Annotated in this window: 16 protein-coding genes; 8 read left to right on the top strand and 8 right to left on the bottom strand. The window is 36.6% G+C overall.

Translation table 11 applies throughout. From position 1 onward, the window contains the following. The 5 genes from WCP78_RS02465 (at position 1) to WCP78_RS02445 (ending at position 5531) form a co-directional block, all read left to right on the top strand. The gene (locus tag WCP78_RS02465) at positions 1-918 is read left to right on the top strand and encodes a metal ABC transporter solute-binding protein, Zn/Mn family (RefSeq protein WP_336278914.1); all 918 of its coding nucleotides are present in this window, start codon (positions 1-3) and stop codon (positions 916-918) included. Between the two features lie 393 nt (positions 919-1311). After that, positions 1312-2637: a sn-glycerol-3-phosphate ABC transporter substrate-binding protein UgpB gene (ugpB, locus tag WCP78_RS02460; RefSeq protein ID WP_336278913.1), complete on the top strand. Its 1326-nt coding sequence runs from the start codon at positions 1312-1314 to the stop codon at positions 2635-2637. 107 nt (positions 2638-2744) lie between these two features. Beyond that, a complete protein-coding gene (gene ugpA, locus WCP78_RS02455; protein ID WP_336278912.1) occupies positions 2745-3629 on the top strand; it encodes a sn-glycerol-3-phosphate ABC transporter permease UgpA in 885 nt (294 codons plus the stop codon). Between the two features lie 10 nt (positions 3630-3639). Continuing rightward, positions 3640-4491, top strand: a complete 852-nt coding sequence (gene ugpE / locus WCP78_RS02450; RefSeq protein ID WP_336278911.1) for a sn-glycerol-3-phosphate ABC transporter permease UgpE — start codon at positions 3640-3642, stop codon at positions 4489-4491. A gap of 2 nt (positions 4492-4493) precedes the next feature. Next, the gene (locus tag WCP78_RS02445; RefSeq protein ID WP_336278910.1) at positions 4494-5531 is read left to right on the top strand and encodes a sn-glycerol-3-phosphate import ATP-binding protein UgpC; all 1038 of its coding nucleotides are present in this window, start codon (positions 4494-4496) and stop codon (positions 5529-5531) included. Between the two features lie 111 nt (positions 5532-5642). On the opposite strand, the gene WCP78_RS02440 is transcribed toward WCP78_RS02445, so the two are convergent. From WCP78_RS02440 to WCP78_RS02430, 3 genes are all read right to left on the bottom strand, one after another. After that, positions 5643-6380, bottom strand: coding sequence for a glycerophosphodiester phosphodiesterase (locus WCP78_RS02440; protein WP_336278909.1), 738 nt, complete (start codon positions 6378-6380; stop codon positions 5643-5645). Positions 6381-7280: 900 nt separating this feature from the next. Further along, complete coding sequence (gene guaA / locus WCP78_RS02435; RefSeq protein ID WP_336278908.1) at positions 7281-8837, bottom strand: glutamine-hydrolyzing GMP synthase; 1557 nt, start codon at positions 8835-8837, stop codon at positions 7281-7283. Positions 8838-8968: 131 nt separating this feature from the next. Next, on the bottom strand, positions 8969-10255 hold the full coding sequence (locus tag WCP78_RS02430) for an RsmB/NOP family class I SAM-dependent RNA methyltransferase (protein WP_336278907.1): 1287 nt from the start codon (positions 10253-10255) through the stop codon (positions 8969-8971). Between the two features lie 467 nt (positions 10256-10722). On the opposite strand from WCP78_RS02430, the gene WCP78_RS02425 reads away from it, so the two are divergent. Further along, the gene (locus WCP78_RS02425) at positions 10723-10872 is read left to right on the top strand and encodes a hypothetical protein (protein WP_336278906.1); all 150 of its coding nucleotides are present in this window, start codon (positions 10723-10725) and stop codon (positions 10870-10872) included. A gap of 174 nt (positions 10873-11046) precedes the next feature. On the opposite strand, the gene guaB is transcribed toward WCP78_RS02425, so the two are convergent. From guaB to WCP78_RS02410, 3 genes are all read right to left on the bottom strand, one after another. Further along, positions 11047-12546, bottom strand: a complete 1500-nt coding sequence (guaB, locus tag WCP78_RS02420) for an IMP dehydrogenase (protein ID WP_336278905.1) — start codon at positions 12544-12546, stop codon at positions 11047-11049. Between the two features lie 142 nt (positions 12547-12688). Then, positions 12689-14206, bottom strand: a complete 1518-nt coding sequence (locus WCP78_RS02415) for a phospholipase D family protein (RefSeq protein ID WP_336279121.1) — start codon at positions 14204-14206, stop codon at positions 12689-12691. Between the two features lie 394 nt (positions 14207-14600). Beyond that, the gene (locus WCP78_RS02410; RefSeq protein WP_336278904.1) at positions 14601-15983 is read right to left on the bottom strand and encodes a sigma-54-dependent transcriptional regulator; all 1383 of its coding nucleotides are present in this window, start codon (positions 15981-15983) and stop codon (positions 14601-14603) included. Between the two features lie 255 nt (positions 15984-16238). Between WCP78_RS02410 and omp10 the strand changes: the two genes are divergently transcribed. After that, entirely contained in the window at positions 16239-16610 is a 372-nt protein-coding gene (gene omp10, locus WCP78_RS02405) for an outer membrane lipoprotein Omp10 (protein ID WP_336278903.1), read from the top strand. A gap of 258 nt (positions 16611-16868) precedes the next feature. Here the strand turns inward: omp10 and WCP78_RS02400 are convergent, their stop codons facing one another. Beyond that, complete coding sequence (locus tag WCP78_RS02400; RefSeq protein ID WP_336278902.1) at positions 16869-17864, bottom strand: KpsF/GutQ family sugar-phosphate isomerase; 996 nt, start codon at positions 17862-17864, stop codon at positions 16869-16871. Between the two features lie 39 nt (positions 17865-17903). Further along, positions 17904-18794 (bottom strand): UTP--glucose-1-phosphate uridylyltransferase, encoded by an 891-nt coding sequence (locus WCP78_RS02395; protein WP_336278901.1) that lies wholly within the window; start codon positions 18792-18794, stop codon positions 17904-17906. 250 nt (positions 18795-19044) lie between these two features. Here WCP78_RS02395 and WCP78_RS02390 point away from each other — a divergent pair, with 250 nt between their 5' ends. After that, on the top strand, positions 19045-20301 hold the full coding sequence (locus tag WCP78_RS02390; RefSeq protein WP_336278900.1) for a lytic murein transglycosylase: 1257 nt from the start codon (positions 19045-19047) through the stop codon (positions 20299-20301). Positions 20302-20310: the final 9 nt, after the last annotated feature.

Here is a 20310-nt window from a genome sequence, read left to right as displayed (position 1 = left end):
ATGCCTCAGTTTGTTTTGATTGGAGCTATCTTGTTATTTACTCTTCTCCCATTTTCTGCTTTTGCCCATGACAAAATCAAGGTTGTTACAAGCTTCTCCATTCTTGCAGATTTAGTAAAAAATGTAGGAGGCGATCACATTTCTATGACCACTCTTATCGGACCAAATGCTAATACACACACATATGAGCCTACCCCTCATGATGCCCAAGCTCTTAAAAGTGCTCATATCATTTTCATCAACGGTCTTCATTTGGAGGGTTTTATAGATCGGCTCATCACAGCAAGTGGCACAAAAGCGCTTCTTGTAGAAGTTAGCGCTCACATCTCCCCTCTTAAAACTAAAAAACAAAAATATGGTATCAAAGGGTATCATCATCATCATAACAGTATTGATCCACATGCTTGGCAAACTATTCCCAATACCAAAATTTATATTCAAAATATCGCTACTGCTCTCTGTAACATCGACCAGCAATCCTGCACAGTTTACAAAAACAACGCCGATGCCTATATTCAAAAGCTCAACAAAGTGCAGAAAATTATCACAACACAGATTGCTACTATTCCAAAGGATGAACGTATTATTATCACGTCTCATAACGCTTTCGGCTACTTTGCTCAAGAATATGGTTTTACTATTCTCTCACCCCAAAACGCTTCAAAAGAAGCTGAAGCCACCGCTGCTGATGTAGCCAAGCTTATCAAACAAATTACAACGAATAAAGCAACAGCATTATTTATTGAAAATATCTCTAACCCTCATCTCATAGAGCAGATTTCAAGAGAAACAGGTTTAAAAATTGGTGGAACACTCTATTCCGATGCGTTATCAAACAAAAATGGCCCTGCAGCAACTTATCTCGACATGATGAAACATAATGTTAATACGATCATCGATGCGATAACAAAACATTAAAGTACATTTATAAAATAGAGTGCGAATAATTTTCACAAGATTATACAAAAATTATAGGAAATAATAAACAAATTTTAAAATACTACCTTTTGCTCAACCTTTTGCTCAACACAAATCCAAATATTATACTACTGAATGAAGTTTCCTGTTTTAGCCTTAAATTTTCTTCGTAATATTCCTCTTTCTTATTATTACTTAGTTATTAAAGATTTGCGAGATCCCTGTTAACGTCCAAAAGGAAATCTAAATCAATAAAACAAATTTATTTGACCTTTTTATGCTTCCTGTTTAAATGAGTCAGCATATTTCTGAAAAAAAACCTTCGTGGCATATTCAGATGTGATACTAAATTTAGGGGGAATCTGTGTTCCATCACTTCAGAAAGGGTGAACCATGAGTCGTTATTATTTTTCCATAGCTATATTTACTATTGCTATCGCTATAGCAACTTCAAGTTTCGCACAAACAGAAATTAGCTTTTGGCACTCTATGAGTGGTGAACTAGGAAGTCAAACTGAAAGTTTCATTAACGACTTTAATGCAAGCCAATCCGAATATAAAATTGTTCCCTCATTTCGTGGTGAGTATGAGGAAAGTATGATTTCACTTATTGCCGCGTTTCGTGGAAAACAACAGCCAGTTCTTGCTCAAATTTACGAAGTTGGTACTGAAACTATGATGGCCACTAAAAATGTGGTTTATCCGCTTTATCAACTTATGGCCGATACAAAACAGAAATTTGACCCAATAGATTATTTGCCTGCTGTCAGAGATTATTATTCTGATTCTCAGGGACAGATGTGGTCACTGCCGTTTAACGCTTCAACACCAATCCTTTTTTACAATAAAAATATCTTTAAAAAAGCTGGTCTTGATCCGGAGCAGCCACCCAAAACATGGCAAGATATTGAAAAATTTTCAAAAAAAATTCTTGAAACTGGCGCAGCAAAATGTGGCTTTACAATGTCTTATGCAGCTCAATGGACTGGAACAGAGAATTTTTCAGCCTTGCACAATATTCCTTTTGGAACAAAAGAAAACGGCTTTGGTGGACTTGATTCAGAGCTCACATTTAATGGACCCTTACAAGTGCGTATGTGGACTGATCTAAAAAAATGGTTTGATCAAGGTATTTTTCGTTATGGTGGCCCTGCTGGCGCATTAGATGCTGCGCCAATGTTTATGGCACAAGATTGCGCAATGTTTATACAATCTTCAGGATCGCAAATTGGTATTGTTTCCACAGCTCAATTTGATACCGGACTCGGTATGCTACCCTATTACAAGGATGCCAAAGGTGCACCACAAAATTCAATTATTGGAGGTGCTTCTATTTGGATATTAAAAGGCCATACCAAAAAGGAATATGCTGGAGCAGCGGCTTTTCTAAAATTTCTTTCAAGAGCAGATAATCAAGCAAAGTGGCATCAAAAAACAGGTTATCTCCCAATCACAAATGCCGCTTATGAATTAAGTAAAAAACAACATTTCTATGATCAAAACCCAGGCGCGGATATAGCTATAAAACAGATCAATCTTAATCCACCAACTGCTAACTCAAAAGGGGTGAGGTTTGGTAATTTACCGCAAATTCGTTCTATTCTTGATCAAGAATTGGAAGCTGTTCTTAATGGCTCTATAACTCCAAAAGAGGGATTAGACACAGCAGTTAAACGTGGTAATAAACTTCTCCGTGAATTTGAAAAAGCCCATCATTAAATTTTATGATTGTTGTTAATAAAAGACCCAATCTGAAATTGGGTTTTTTAAATTTTCTTACTTATTGATCTTTCAATTCAATACCCTTTCGCTAAAGAATTTTGAAAATGCAAGAAAAACATGCATATTTTAGAAATAACCTACTCCCTTATTGGCTGCTTTTTCCTCAACTTGCAATCACTTTTCTGTTTTTTCTGCTGCCTGCTGCTCAAACGATAAAACTATCTTTTGAACGTGAGGATCCTTTTGGTTTTACAACAACGTTCATTGGCTTTGAAAATTATATAACGGTTTTTTCTGATCCTATTTATATTAAATCGCTAATTACCACTGTAATATTTTCTGTTTCTGTCACTGCTGTTGCAATGACTATATCACTTCTTTTAGCTGTTTCTGCAGATCGTGTTATCCACGCAAAAAAGGCGTATACTATGCTTTTGCTTTGGCCTTATGCAGTTGCTCCTGTATTGGCAGGTGTATTGTGGTTATTTATTTTTCACCCTACTATTGGAATTTTTCCTTTTCTCCTTGAAAAGGTAGGTATTATATGGAACCATCGCATCAATGGTACTCAAGCGATGATCCTTATTGTTATTGCTGCCAGCTGGCAACAGATTTCTTACAATTTTCTTTTTTTCCTCGCGGGTCTTCAATCTATTCCACGCTCTCAAATAGAAGCAGCAGCAATCGATGGTGCTGGCCCCTTTAAACGATTTTGGACAGTGATCTTTCCGCAAATTTCACCGACTAGCTTTTTTCTTCTCATCATAAATATTCAATATGTCATGTTTGATACATTTGGTATTATCGATAACATGACTTCTGGTGGACCAGCTAACACGACAAGTACTCTCGTTTATAAAGTGTATGAAGATGGTTTTAAAAATCAAATGATTGGTGTATCAGCAGCACAATCAACCATATTAATGCTGATGGTTATTGTCTTGACATTTGTTCAATTTCGCTGGATTGAGCGTCGCGTACAATATTAGGAGAAACGTCATGGTTGAAAATCGTCCTGTTTTAAGATTTATGACTCACCTGATCTTAATTGTTGGTATTATCATTATCTGTTTTCCAGTTTATGTCGCTATTATTGCCTCAACCCATAGTTCAGCTTCATTTAGTGCGGGATCACTTCCTCTCCTTCCAGGAAAATATACTATAGAAAACTATACGGCAATCTTCGGCGATAAACTCATGCAACTCGGTCTTCCACGATTAGGACCACTTTTAATGAATTCATTCATTATGGCATTTGGTATTAGCATTGGAAAAATTATTATTTCACTTCTCTCTGCTTATGCAATTGTCTATATGCGCTTTCCTTTCCGAAAAACTGCTTTTGCTCTTATTTTTATCACGTTGATGCTTCCTGTCGAAGTTCGCATTATTCCAACATATATTGTCGTTGCAAAATTTGGTATGATAAACACCTATAGTGGAATGATTATTCCACTCATTGCATCAGCGACCGCTACTTTTTTATTTCGTCAATTTTTCCTGACTGTTCCCGATGAACTCTTAGAAGCTGCACGTGTTGATGGTGCAGGACCATTTAAATTTTTTAAAGATATTCTTTTACCCCTCAGCAAAAGCAATATTGCTGCTTTATTTATTATCATGTTCATTTATGGATGGATACAGTATCTCTGGCCTCTTATCGTAACAACAGATCAAAAACATCAAACTGTTCTCGTGATACTCAAACAACTTATAGTAGAATCCCTTCAGCATGATCCTCAATGGAATATCCTTATGGCAATATCAGTCGTTACAATGATACCGCCCGTCCTAATCGTTATTTTTATGCAGAGGCTTTTTGTTAAAGGCCTCATTGAAACGGAGAAGTAACTGTGGCCACAATTCAGTTATCTAATATAAAAAAACAATATGATAATGATATTTTGATTATTAACGATCTAAATTTAACTGTCGCTGACCATGAGCTTCTTGTTCTCGTTGGTCCTTCAGGATGCGGAAAATCAACCCTATTACGCATTATTGCAGGACTTGAACAAGTTACATCAGGAAAACTTTATATTGATAATGAATGTGTTAATGATCGTGAACCAGCTGATCGTGATATCGCTATGGTTTTCCAAAATTACGCTCTCTACCCACACATGACTGTCCGTGGAAATTTAGAATATGGTCTTAAAAACCGTAAAACCCCCAAAGAAGAAATTAAGAAGCGTGTCGCGCATGCTGCAAAGCTTTTGCAAATAGAGTCATTTTTGGATCGTAAACCAAGACAGTTATCAGGAGGACAACGACAACGTGTCGCAATGGGGCGTGTTATTGTACGCCAACCACGCGTCTTTCTCTTTGATGAACCACTTTCAAACCTTGATGCAAAATTGCGTGCACAAATGTGTATTGAAATTAAAACGCTACAGCGTTCTTTAGGAACAACTAGTCTCTATGTCACCCATGATCAACTAGAAGCGATGACATTAGCTGATCGAATAGTCGTTCTTAATAAAGGACATATCGAACAAATCGGAACTCCTATAGAAATTTATGATCATCCAGCAACAACCTTTGTCGCTGAATTCATCGGATCTCCTTCTATTAATTTTCTAGATCGTCAAGTTTTAGAACAACATTTGGGTAGCTCATTTTCTTATAATCAAGACACTGATCTTTTAGCATTTAGACCAGAAAAAATTTTGTTAGGTGAATATCCAGATAAAGGATATGTTTTTCATACAAAAATTGAACTTATCAAGCCTATTGGAACAGGATGCCACATTTTAACCCGTTGGAATGGTACTATTTTGACCATAGAAACAAAAGAGCGTCTTACAAACAATCATGGACAAACATTAAGCTTTACTGTTGCACATCAAAATTTCCACACATTTAACAAGAAGACAGGAAAACGCACATAATTGTCACAGAAAAATTTAGGCTTCATAAACTGTATTAATTAAATTATTAATAATCCCCCCTTTAGCATTTACCATCTTCACAAAAATGTAGGTCTTATCTTTATAATAATATCAAGTCGTTTTTTTATTTTTCTGTGCACGCAATCGTAAAGCAAGATCGGGCTGATCTGTTGTAATATAATGAACTGGCATATCAAGCCAATATGATAATCGGCTTACTCCATTGATTGTCCACACTCCTACCGTAAAGCCAGCATCAAGCGCGGATTCAATAAAGTTTTGTGAGACAATAGAGCCATTTACACTGAGATCACGATAGCCCAACTGCTTCCATTCAGAAAAATAACGACACATATCGCCATTAAAACTATCAATACACGGACCAGATGATACTCCTGCTTCAATGAAGGGACGAAGGCTTGCAGGATCAAAACTAATTGCAGAAACCCGCTCTACCAAATTTCTGCTTTTTATTAATGCAAGCGCTTTTTGGGATAAAAGATGTTCACGTTCAACTTCACCACATGTTTTAATTTCAAGATGTAACGCAACATTAGTTGGTTTCAAAATATCAAGTAGTTCTTCTAATAAAGGTGGTGCTTCAGTACTTCCTTTCACATGAAGTCTTTTACGTATCTCATTATCAATATCATGGATATATTCTTTTTTTCCAACCAATTGTTCTAGATAAAAATCATGAAATATAACCACTTCACCACTTTTAAGAAGATGAACATCACACTCAATCTCATCTACTCCCAATTCAATTGCATGACGAAATGCTGAAAGTGTATTTTCAGAATAAAGATTAGCTCCACCACGATGCGCAACAATTTTTTTTTCAGACATGAAAAATTTTACACTCTTAAATTTTAAATGATAGCGAATAACATATGATAAGATAGTACTTTAAAACTATATAAGATATACAACAATTATTTTAAGATATCTTCTCTTTTTTAGTCACTTTAATATCAAATTCTAAATAGCACAATGTTCTTCAAATCAGCAATTTATTCTTTCCCTTACATTTTTTTATTTCAATAGGTGAGTGAAATAACAATACCGAAAAAAGTTTTATTTAGGATAACTATTAACGACAGATATTTAAAAATCACAAGCATTAAATCACTCTTCTCAGCTATTAAGACTGCTACTATCGTATAAAACTGATATTGCACTAACTTGCTAATACAGAAAGCGATACCGTCGATAAAAAACGCTGTTGAAATCCTAAAAATACAGGAAAATACGATTATACAGTACAAACGGACTTACACAACTTTATCCATCCCCTACTATTATATTAGTGAAAAGTAAATGAATACTCCTGTTTGTAAAAAGCATTTTCATAGTACAATTTCAAAACTATGAATTATTATGATAACTTATTCTATATTTTACAACTGTCCCTGAACAAAGGAACAACCTCACTTTTTTAGTTTAATACATGCAATGGTTTTTCCATTATGAAACCGAGAAGCTGAAAATATCATAATTGTACCCTACACAAGTTACAGTGAAACTGATATAGAGTACAACAGTTCTGATTACATTATCTGTATTATCAGCATGAAGCTCTTAGGCTTTGTAACTTAAAATCGATAACAGAAATAAAAGACAAAATTATCACCTCCCACAGAGCTTTCCTGTTTAATCTTCTCAGTCATGCTATTGAAATGCATATCATGCGATTCTAAGTCTGCTATAATCTTTTGCAACTCATGTTATGCTAGTACCTAAAAGTTGTCATTCCCACTCAATGGTACCAGGAGGCTTCGAAGTGATATCATATACAATACGATTAATACCTCTAACTTCATTAATAATACGCGCTGCTACCTTGCCTAAAAACTCCATATTATAAGGATAAAAATCAGCAGTCATACCATCTACAGACGTTACAGCACGAAGAGCACAAACAAATTCATAAGTGCGTCCATCTCCCATAACACCAACAGTCTGAACAGGAAGAAGAACAGCAAAAGCCTGCCAAATTTCGTCATAAAGACCAGCTTTACGAATTTCATCAAGGTAAATGGCATCAGCTTCACGCAAAATTTCTAATTTTTCATGAGTGACTGCGCCTGGACACCTAATTGCAAGACCAGGACCTGGGAAAGGATGACGGCCAATAAATTGCTCAGGTAACCCTAATTCTTGCCCTAAAGAACGCACTTCATCTTTAAACAGCTCACGTAACGGTTCTATAAGTTTCATATTCATCCGTTCGGGCAGTCCTCCCACATTATGATGACTTTTTATTGTTACCGATTCACCAATAGCTGATACACTTTCAATGACATCTGGGTAAAGCGTTCCCTGTGCTAAAAATTCTGCACCCCCTATCTTTTTGGTCTCTTCTTCAAAAACTTCAATGAAAAGACGACCTATCGTTTTGCGCTTTTTCTCTGGATCTTCTTCACCTTTTAAAGCGTTGATAAACAGATTGGCAGCATTAACATGAATAAGCTTTATATTATAATGATCTCGGAATAATGTAAGAACTTCTTCAGCTTCATTTTTACGCATCAACCCATGATCTACTAAAACACATGTCAATTGATCTCCTATTGCCTCATGGAGAAGTACCGCTACAACTGATGAATCAACCCCGCCTGAAAGACCACAGATGACGCGATTTTTTCCAACTTTTTTGCGTATGTCAGAAATTGCGCGATCACGATAAGCTGCCATTGACCAATTACTTTTAAGACCAGAGATTTCGTGAACAAAGTTTTGCAATAGCTTTGCACCATCTGGTGTATGCACGACTTCAGGATGAAATTGCACTGCATAAAAACGACGTTCTTCATCAGCAATGGCAGCATAAGGAGCTCCTTTTGATGTTCCGATAATACGAAAGCCTTTTGGCAAAGCTGTCACACGATCACCATGACTCATCCACACTTGATAGGAAGACCCTTTTTTCCAAACACCATGAAAAAGTGCGCTCTCTTCTTTTATCTCCAAAAAAGCACGCCCAAATTCACGTTCATGACCAACTTTAACTTCTCCCCCAAGCTGAACACACATAACTTGTTCACCATAGCATATTCCGAGAACAGGAATACCAGCCTCAAAAATTTCCATCGGTGCACGTGGTGAACCATTATCAATAACTGAATGAGGACTGCCTGATAAGATGATAGCATCAGGCTTCATTTTCTTCATCCATTCTGAAGCTAGCTGAAACGGAACAATTTCAGAATAAACACCCATTGCCCGCACCCTTCGAGCAATCAATTGTGTTACTTGTGAACCAAAATCAATAATAAGAACAATACCTGAACGAGATGTACTCATAAAAAACCAATCAATCATTGCAAAAATTAGTAAACGAGATTTATTATTCAATCTTTCGTTGTTCACAACCTATCTAGCACAAGAAAAACAATATTCTTATAAAATTTTAATAAAAAACATGAAAATGTAAATTAATGCTTCTGTTGTAGAATAGATAAAAAAAAGCCATCCGTTTTCGTTGTTGCTGGAGATAAAGTAAGTCCATAATTTGAAAATATCGGTTGTACAGTTGAAAGACTAAAATGTTTCTGCCACAGTTTTCGCATATTTATGGGATAAAAATTAGAATGCTGTTCAAGAAAGCAGGAAATTTGCTCCTCATTTTCATCGGCAAAAAGAGAACACGTAATATAAACCAGACGCCCACTCAATTTCAGGTAATCCAATACCATATTTAAAATGCCATGCTGTTCTCTTTGACGCCTTTTTACTTGTTCTAATGTTAAGCGCCATTTTGCATCTGGGTGACGACGCCATGTTCCTGTCCCACTACATGGAGCATCTAATAAAACAATATCCATCTGACCTACTAAAGGCTTTAATTCTTCTATCTTCTCTCGTGACTGTACATTATGAACACCAGCTCGTCGAAGACGATTAAAAATAGGGGTTAAGCGCCTTTTATCTACGTCATAAGCATAAATTTTCCCCTGATTATTCATATTAGCAGCTAAAGCCAATGTTTTTCCCCCAGCACCAGCGCAATAATCCAACACCTGCATACCGGCTTTTGCCTCAATAAGGTGAGCAACAATCTGTGATCCTAAATCTTGTACTTCAAATTGTCCTTCGCGAAAAGCAGATTCTACTTGCACGTTAGGGTGACGGCCAAACATTTCAATTGGTGCAATCCTTAAAGCCTGTGGAAACCATGACAGAGACTGCACATCAACTTTTGCTAATTTCTTAATTACCTTCTCAGGTGTCGCCTTTAAACTATTCACACGTAAATCTAAAGAAGGACGTGTTGCTAACGCAGCAGCTTCAACCACCCAATTATCTGCAAACAAAGGAAATAGGTGAGCTTTGCACCATTGGGGAATATCACCACGAATATAGTCTGGAGCATCAATTAATTGCCGTTTTTGCCACGACTGGCGCTTCTTAACTTCCAATAACTGTGGTGAGAATCTATCTCCTTCTAACTCACTATCGATTTGTTCAATCGTCATTTTTCCAGCATCTAATAAAGCACCGAAAGCAATATCTCGAACATCATCGCTATCCATACGCCATTGTAAAGAATAACGTCGTCTTAAGACATCATAAATGATTGTACCAATTGCTGCTCGATCACTTGCTCCAGCAAAGCGATGAGAAAGTCCCCAATCTTTTAAAGCTTCACCTGCAGGACGATGCCGAGTTTCTATCTCTTTTAAAACATCTATTGCCGCCTGCAAGCGCCCGCCTAATCGCATTCATTTCTCCCATTATATTTCTATAAAATTTTAATAATTTAAGTAAAAAATAAAATTACTTTTCTCATTCTCACTACAGCGGATACACCTTAAAATTATCAAAAAACTGCATTACTAGAAGCAGAATAATTTTTGATAGCGTGCAAACTTTTCATCTCATAGATTCCCCATTTACATTTTCCATTGCTTTTAGATACAGGAAAGTTTAGCTGATGTTGTAGATAAAGATCACCAATATAAATCTATCTTCCAATTTACGAATACACAATTAAAACTCTTACGACTTCTTTTAGTTAAATGTTCTAGTCTTATATCTCAAATCTTATTTTCTCTACCAAAACTAGAAAAATTAATCTTACTCCCGACAAAACATAAGGTAATTTTTTATAAACGCTTGGAACTACTATTTGGCACGACCGTTTTCACTATACTTGGCTTATGCCAGATAATTTAATAAGGAGAAAATAATGAACACTCATAATAATGGGAAAACTACTTCATCTAAAAGCTGTCGCACTACGATGTCTTCAAATAATGGGAAGAAATCCGGTCAGAATGATCAGACTCATACTCGCCAACGTGCATCAAAGGTGGGACATAAAACTACCAAAAATTAATCTCTTTAATTCTTTGTAACCTATCGAAGAGATTGGAGTGCTAGCCTCCAATTCTCTTTTCTTTGCGCTTTTAAGCTAGAAACTACTGTAAGAAAAAAAGTACCGAAAAAAATTTTAATTCCCAAATATTTTTAAGCTTTTTACCATGGTAAAATAACTCTAAGTTTTTACATATCAAACAGGTCTCTGATAATTAGGACTTTCCCGTGTGATAGAAACATCATGTGTATGGCTTTCGTAAAGCCCAGCATTGGTAATACGGACAAATGTTGCTTTTTCATAAAACTCGGCTAAATTTTTTGCTCCAACATAACCCATTGAAGCGCGTAACCCACCAGCCAACTGATGCAAAACCGATGCTATAGGCCCTTTATAAGCAACTTGACCCTCAACACCTTCAGGAACTAGTTTAAGCTCATCACGAACTTCGTCCTGAAAATAACGATCTGCTGATCCCCTTGCCATAGCACCAACTGATCCCATTCCACGATATGCCTTAAAAGACCGCCCTTGGTACAGGTAAACTTCGCCAGGGCTTTCTTCTGTCCCCGCTAAAAGAGAGCCTATCATTGCAGCAGAAGCTCCACCTGCCAAAGCTTTAGCAAAATCACCCGAAGCTTTAATCCCGCCATCAGCAATCACAGGGATACCTGCTTTATTAGCGACTTCTGCTGCACTCATAATAGCTGCAAGCTGAGGAACACCAACACCTGCAACAATTCGCGTTGTACAAATAGAACCAGGGCCAATACCAACTTTTACTGCATCTGCACCACAATCAATTAATGCCTGTGTTGCTTGCGGAGTCGCCACATTCCCAGCAATAACAGCTGTAGAAAGCGCCATTTTTTTTATATGCTCAACTGTTTCCAAAACACGCTGAGAATGTCCATGAGCTGTATCAATTACCAGCACATCAACACCAGCATCAATTAATCGTTCAGCCCGCTCAATCCCATCATTTCCTACACTACTTGCAGCAGCAACACGCAAACGACCTTGAGAATCTTTAGCAGCATTTGGATTTAATTGTGCTTTTTCAATATCTTTGACGGTCACCAAGCCAACACAGCGACCTTGTTCATCGACAACCAATAACTTTTCAATACGATGTTGATGTAAAAGACACTTCGCTTCATCTAGTTGAACATTTTCACGCACTGTGATCAAATTTTCACGCGTCATCAACTCATAAATTTTTTGTTTTGGATCTGATGCAAAACGCACATCTCTATTCGTCAAAATGCCGACGAGCCGCCCAGCAGTCTCACCTTTAGCACCACTTTCAACAACTGGAATTCCTGAAATACCATGAAAATGCATCAACGCTTTAGCTTTTTCAAGTGTTGCATCTGGATCAATTGTTACTGGATTAACAACCATACCAGATTCAAATTTTTTTACCTGACGTACTTCTTCAGCCTGCTCTGCGGGCGACATATTACGATGGATAACACCAAGACCACCAGCCTGAGCCATAGCAATTGCCAAACGAGCCTCTGTCACAGTATCCATTGCAGCAGAAAGCAATGGCAAATTCAGCTCAATATCGGCTGCGATACGTGTTTTAAGATCTACTTGGCTAGGCATAACAAAAGAGTGGCCTGGCTGCAAAAGCACATCATCAAAAGTCAGTGCCAATGCACCCGTTTTTGTTTCAACAATCTTTGCCATATCCAAATTCCTTTAATAACAAAATACCGCAAGTAGCTTAAAAAACAATCACGGTTCTCATATGGATTGGCGATAAATTATGCCATGTTTACAATAAAATGAAAAGACGAATAAAACAATTTTTTGATATATGATTTTTTATCTATAATTGCGATTCAATAGGTAACCAACTCATTATTTTTGCAAATATACGACGTCCCAAACGACTTTCTGGTTCATAATCAATACTGCATTGTTTGTCATTTTTAATAAAATCCCAGTAAATGCGGTTATTATCACCAAGGCGAAGATGATAACTCATTTCACCAGTCGTTTCTTCTGAAAAAAGCAAATCTAATCTTTCTGCAATTGGAGCACATTCAAAAAGAATTCCCATTTCTGTATTCAATGCAGCCGATCGAGGATCAAAATTGAACGATCCAATAAAAGCAGTTTTACGATCAATTAAAAAAGCTTTGGTATGTAGACTTGCCCTACTGGATCCAAACAAGCGCAATTTCTGAGTACCACCATCTGGTTTTAACTCATAGAGTTTAACACCACTTTCTAACAACGGCCTACGATACGGTACATAACCACCGTGTACAAGCGCTACATCTGTAGCTGCCAAAGAATTAGTAAGAATTTTAACATCAACACCTTTTGAGACTAAGTTACTCAAATTCCGCGTACCGATCTTCCCCGGAACAAAGTAAGGTGATGTAATCTGAACTGTTTTCTTGGCATTTCTAATAACTGGGAAGAGTATCTTCATAAGCCAATTTTCTGTCTTTTTGCGCAATGCTTTTTCTGGAGGATCAGAAAGAACAACAACTTTATTTGCTAAAAATAATCGCTCTCCTGTCTTAATAAAACTCTTAAAATTAATATGCTCGTTAACATAATTCAAATAAACTTTAGCAATACTAGAATCACGAGATTTTCGTAACTTATCCCTCCAATAAGAAAAATTGTTCACATTTTCAGCAACAGCCAAAGCATGAATTGGAAAAACTACGGCACTATTCCAAAAATTATCAAAGATAGCTTCCACATTTTTAACCGATGGACCGATTAACATCAAATCCAAATCTCGGAAACGTGATTTTTTACCTGCATCAAAATAAGAATCTGCAAGATTCCGTCCTCCAACAAAAGCCACTCGACCATCTACAATAAAAGCTTTATTATGCATTCTACGGGTTATATTAATTGCACGCAATATAATCTCTAAACCACGACGGAAACTACCTTTACGTGCTCGTCTTGGATTAAACATTCTAACCTCAATGTGAGGGTGTTTATCTAGTGCAATATAAGCGGAATCACGTGCTTGAGCATTAATATCATCTAAAAGAAGTCGCACCCGAACACCACGATCAGCCGCCTCCACTATTTCACTCAATAACAAGCGACCTGTTAAATCATCATCCCAAATATAATACATTAAATCAAGGCTACGACCCGCCTGTGCTGCTGTTATTGCACGAACATAAAACGCATCCAAGTTGCTGATGATAAGCGAAAGAGCATCTTTTTCAATTCCTAATCCATCCGTTTCTTCCGCTAATTGACTGATTATATGATCAAGTTCGGTTTCATTTTTTTTAATATCAAACGCGTAAGAACGCTTCCCCCTAGCACTTTTCACGAAACAACCATATGTATAAATCGCCAACATAGATGTAACAAAAAAATATGACGGAACTAATAATAATCTGGACAAAAATCAAAACAGCTACTTTCTATATAAATACAAGCCACAATACTAAGATCAATGATCCCTATTTTAATTGTGTAATGGGCAAAATATTATCCTTTACTTAAAAGAAGATAAAGCTTTCATAGTTTTGACTCAGTGGTAAAAAACATAATAATTTCTACTACTATATTAATAAAATTTAAATAAAATGTGAAAAAAAGAAAATTTGTATCAAATACGCTTTTAATATTGCATTTAAAATATCTCAATCATAATTATATTCTTTTAAGATATAAATCCATCCACTTTTTCTACTAAAAATTAATCCAAATTTTTTGAAATTATACTTATCCTCAATAAATATTCTGTTATTTTACTTCTGATCTTGGCTTTTTAATGCTTTCAATTCATCTATCTTACGATAAAGAGTAGAGCGCCCAATGCAAAGGCGGCGAGCAATCTCACTCATACGTCCTTTATAGTGCTTAACTGCTTTCTCAATAATGTCACGCTCCATCTCAACAAAAGTACGAACATGCCCATCAGCATTAAAAAATTGTATTGCTTCTTTTTCATGACTTTCTTTAATATCATCAATAATATTTGGAGCAGTTATTAACGAATTCCCCATTAAGTGTGGAAAATCACGAACGGTTAACAATGGCCCTTCGCTAAGTAAAACCGCGCGAAATAGACAATTCTCAAGTTCATTTAGGTTACCAGGCCAATCGTACTGCATGAGCAATGAAAGAGCTGACTCCGCCAAACCATGCACATGTGTTCGTCTTGTTTCAGCAATAATGCGATCAATTATACGTTGTGTAAGCTCTGTAAAGTCATCTCTTAATTCTCGTATAGCAGGAACACTAATGGATAATTGAGAAAGTTGTTCAAATAAATTACGTGAGAAAAAGCCTTCGTTAACCAAATCTGCGAGCCGTGACGTCGAAATAGCCATAATCCGGAAAGGAGGAACTTTTTCCCTTGTAGCTTTTTCTCTCTCTTTAAGATAGCGTGAAAAACGTTTTTGCTGTATAGGCTCGAGTCTATCAACATCACAAAGACAGAGCGTTCCCTCTCCAAGAGAAGAAACCAGTGATAAAAATTTGTCAAACCATTGGCGATTCTCTTCTTCTGAATTAGAAATTGCTGAACACTGAAAGCGAATAAAAGCCTTTTTCGATACTAAACTTTCATGATGAATTATACATGCTAATTCTTCACGACCAGTCCCAGCCTCACCTTCTATTAAAAGGTTTTGGAAAGAAGCTGCTGCTCTCTTTGACTGTTCTAGAACCACCTGCATGACCTTACTTTTTATGCAGAGATCAGAAAAGCATAAATGATTTTTATTTTTCCGTCGAGTATAATGAATCTCACGCTCCAATACAGAGACAAAAAAAAGAGTATCCAGGGTAACTCTCAATCGTAGTGGTGTAATCGGATGAATCCAATAATCAATAGCTCCGGCCGTTAAAGCTTTCTGGAGTAATTCCTGATTATCTTGTTGCGCTATCACAACAACAGGAATAGAAACACCCGTAGCTCTAATCATTTTAATCAAATCACTTATATTCAAATCACTCATTATAATATCAAGGAGAGCAAGCACAATGTTTTTACGTCTGTGTAAAAGATCAACAGTACGCAGGCCATTTTCGGCTTCAATAACACGATAACCAAGGCCTCGCAGCATAACAGAAAGCTCTACACGTTTCCCGTAATCTTCACTTGCAACAAGAATGGGACCAACCATAACTTTAATAATCTCCTTTAAGATTATTAAATGGCTTAACGTAAGAATTGTAGCAAACCATAAGAATATATCTCACCTCTTGTGCTTCACATACGAGCTCCATCAAGTTGTCAATAAAATACAACATTAAGGCATTTTTTTCCAATTTTTTTGCTTTTTTATTGCTTTTCATCAAAATTCTCATATTAACTAATGAAAGAATTTAATGATGTAATAAAAGTTAGAAAACAAAGAAACACAAATTAGAGTAAAAAAATGAAACGTACCTGCCGTATTTTATGTCTTACAATCACCGCTCTGGCTTTAGTAGCTTGTGGTTTTTCGCAATATTATGGACAAAATATATCGGCTGGAATTGATGGTAAATGGGTTGATGAGAACGGTATTATTTCCTCTTTTCAAAATGGAGCTTTTGAAACAAGAGCTGCAGACACAGAAGAAAAACTATCAGAAGGCACATATCAATATATTAGTACTCAGCTTGTAGAAATTGAAATACACTCTATTCTACGTGGGACAATATCTCGAGTGAGTTGCATAATATTGCATAATGCAACACAACTTTTTTGCACCTCACGTGAGGGATTACCGTTTTCTCTTAAGCGACAAATTGAAATGAAAGCGTAAAATCATAGATGTATTCGGGTATAGTCTATAATAGAAGCTATGTTATTTAGTGATTTTTTTCAGATATGCTAAAATACTGACATAGCTACCCTATTAGAGGGATGTACTACACTATAAAATGCGTAAAATAACTATCTTTCCAATAAGCATCTTAATACAGCTTTTCTACGAAATAGATTTTATTTCGACTTGTAAATTTAAATTCACTTTTTAATCAAATAAAATGAAATTTCATTCGTATTTGCACTTATCACAACCTCAAGCAGCACCAATACGTAAAAGGTCATGAAAATGAACAATGCCTACGGGCTTCTTATCTTCAACCACGAAAACAGCACCTATGTGATGATCATTAATAAAAGCCGTCGCAGCACCGACCAATGTATCTGGATCAATAATTTTAGGATTTCTGGTCATCACCTCATCAACATTACATTCCGAGAAATTAAAGTGAATGTTGCGGACAAGATCACCATCAGTCACAACCCCGATTAATTCACCCTTTTGATTCACAACACCAACGCAACCAAAATGTTTTTCAACCAAAATATTCATGGCCTCCGTCATAGCGGTGCCTTGCATGACCAAAGGAACGTTCTCACCCCAATGCATAATATCACGCGCATATTTAAGACTTGCACCAAGAGAGCCGCCAGGATGATAAATTTTAAAATCCGTTGCAGTAAAGCCCCGCATCTCTAAAAGAGCGACAGCTAGCGCATCTCCCATCGCCAATTGCATAATTGTTGAGGTTGTAGGAGCAAGCCCATGGGGACAAGCCTCTTCTATTTTGGGCAATAACAATACAATATCAGCTTGTCGTCCTAATGCAGAGTTCCCACCTGATGTCATGGCAATAAGTGGAATACGAAAACGCGCAGCATGGTTTATAACGCCATTTAATTCTAATGTTTCGCCTGACCATGACAAAGCAAGAATAACATCGTCAGATCCGATCATACCAAGATCACCATGATTGGCTTCTGCAGCATGTACAAAAAAAGCAGGCGTCCCTGTTGAAGCTAAGGTTGCAGCAATTTTCGTACCTATATGGCCACTTTTACCAAGGCCTGTAATCACTACATGACCTTTGGCGTTTCTAATAGCCTGAACAGCGGATATAAAAGAGGAAGAAAGATCCCCAAGAAGAGCCGCTTCAAGAGCTTCAATCCCCTGTTTTTCAATCGCAATAGTTTTAAGCGCAGATGCAACAGCACCCTGCAAAGCTGATATATAGGAAAGCTGTTTTGTCATAATCCGGCTTGATAAATGAAATTAAACAAGAGATCTATATTATTTTTCAACTTTAATAACTTTAAGTAAATTTTTCAATGAAGCAGAAACTTGCCTGTGCATATCAGAACGTGCTAATGAAAATGCTATGTTAGCTTCAATAAAGCCCGTTTTAGAACCACAATCAAAAGTGCGCCCCTCTGGCTGAAAACCAAAAAAGTCTTGCTCATTTGAAAGCCGAACCATCGCATCTGTCAGCTGAATCTCACGACCTGTTCCTCGGTCTTGATTAGAGAGAATATTAAAAATTTCTGGTTGTAAAATATAGCGTCCATTAATGTACAAATTTGACGGTGCTGTTCCTTGTATCGGTTTTTCTACCATTTTTGTGATTTCAAAACCGTTTGCAATCTGTTTTCCTTTTCCCACAATCCCATATTTATGCGCCTCTTTAGGAGAACACTCCTGAACGGCAATAATATTTCCTCCACCGATTTTTTCATAAAGACTAATCATCTCAGAAAGACATCCCTTTTTAGCTTGTATTAGCATATCTGGTAATAACAAAGCAAAAGGTTCGTCTCCCACTAATTCACGTGCACACCAAAGAGCATGCCCTAACCCTAAAGGCTGTTGTTGCCTCGTAAAAGAAGTTGTTCCAGGTAAAGGCTGTAAAGCATGTAAATGCTCGAGTTCTTCTTTTTTTCCACGTTCAGCAAGTACTGTATATAACTCAACTTGCTCATCAAAATAATCTTCAATGACAGATTTATTGCGGCCAGTAACAAAAATAAAATGCTCAATACCAGCCTCACGTGCCTCATCTACAACATATTGAATTACAGGCTTATCAACAACCGTCAGCATTTCTTTAGGAATTGTTTTTGTTGCAGGAAGAAAACGGGTACCAAGACCTGCTACAGGAAATACTGCTTTACAAATTTTACGCACTCTTACCCTCCTGATTAAATGCACAATTTTCTAACTTCATTTACCATATGATTAACTAATTGTTTTAATTGCTATTATAATAAACTAAAGAAAGAATACAAATCTAAGATAATGTATTAAATATATGCCTTAAAAATACATAATCTACTTCAGCATTTATTTGTTCACTTGAAAACATAACCGCTTAATCCAAATACAAAAATAAATTTATAGCATATAAAAATACTTGAACGTTTATGGAAATTGAAAAATGCAAAAGACAAGATCTACAACTTTTTCTTCTTCAAAACAATCTATAAATCAGAACATTATTATTATTGCTTCAGCTATTATTTTTTATGCTTTTTTAATGTTTTTTGCATCACTTTCACACGCTGATAGCGGTTTTCAAAACTGGATTAAGGAATTTAAAAAAACGGCTCTAGCCAACAATATTTCACCATCTACGTTTGATATGGCTTTTAAAAATATAAACGAAATTGATCCAGAAGTTTTAAAAAGAGCCGCATACCAACCAGAATTTGTCGATCCTTCATGGATCTATTTCGATAATCGTATCCATCATATTGCAATTATGGAAGGACGGCGCCAAGCTCTAAAATGGAAAAAGTGGCTTCCCCAAATTGAAAAACGTTTTGGTGTTAACCGCTATATCCTCCTTGCCATTTGGTCAATGGAAAGCAATTATGGAAAAGTTTTAGAAAATAAAAGTGTAATGCGTGATACCATTCGCTCACTTGCAACTCTAGCCTATGCTGATACAAAACGCGAAAAATATGCTCGTACACAACTAATTGCTGCCATGAAAATTCTACAAAGTGGTGAAATTGAACGTTCTCAACTTATGGGATCTTGGGCTGGTGCATTAGGACATACACAATTTATTCCAAGCAGTTATCTAGCCTATGCGGTGGATATGGATGGAAGTGGACGACGTGATATTTGGACCTCTATTCCAGATGCACTCGCTACTGCTGCTAATCTTCTCCACATGAATGGCTGGAAACCTAATCTTCCTTGGGGAGTAGAAGTCAAACTACCACATAAGAAAAATTTTTCTAATGATTGGCGCTCCTTTGAGCAATGGAAAAAGCTAGGCGTAAAACGCATAACTGGTCATCATTTTCCTTCATCATCTGAATTAGCAATATTAAAATATCCAGATGGACCAAATGGACCGATTTTCCTAGTAACGAAAAACTTTTTTGTCATTAAACGTTATAATAATGCAGATCGTTATGCCTTCGCCGTTGCCCTTTTAGCTAACCGTATTGCAGGACATCCAGGATTGGTTAAAGATTGGAATAGACCATTTCAACCTCTTAACCTCCAAGAACGCAAAGAACTGCAATATCGTTTAGCTGCACTTGGTTATTACACAGGAGAAGTTGACGGTAAAATCGGAACTACTTCTAAAAAAGCAATTAAAGCTTTTCAGCTACGCTACAGCTTAGAGGCGAATGGCTATCCATCCCCTGAAGTTCTTTTTCTTCTTCGAAAACAATAATCTGGAGTA

Source organism: Bartonella occidentalis (genome assembly GCF_037070875.1).
In the GTDB taxonomy this organism is placed as follows: Bacteria; Pseudomonadota; Alphaproteobacteria; order Rhizobiales; family Rhizobiaceae; genus Bartonella.
The sequence above is the reverse complement of the archived record's forward strand: the minus strand, read 5'-3'. Positions and strand labels throughout refer to the sequence as shown.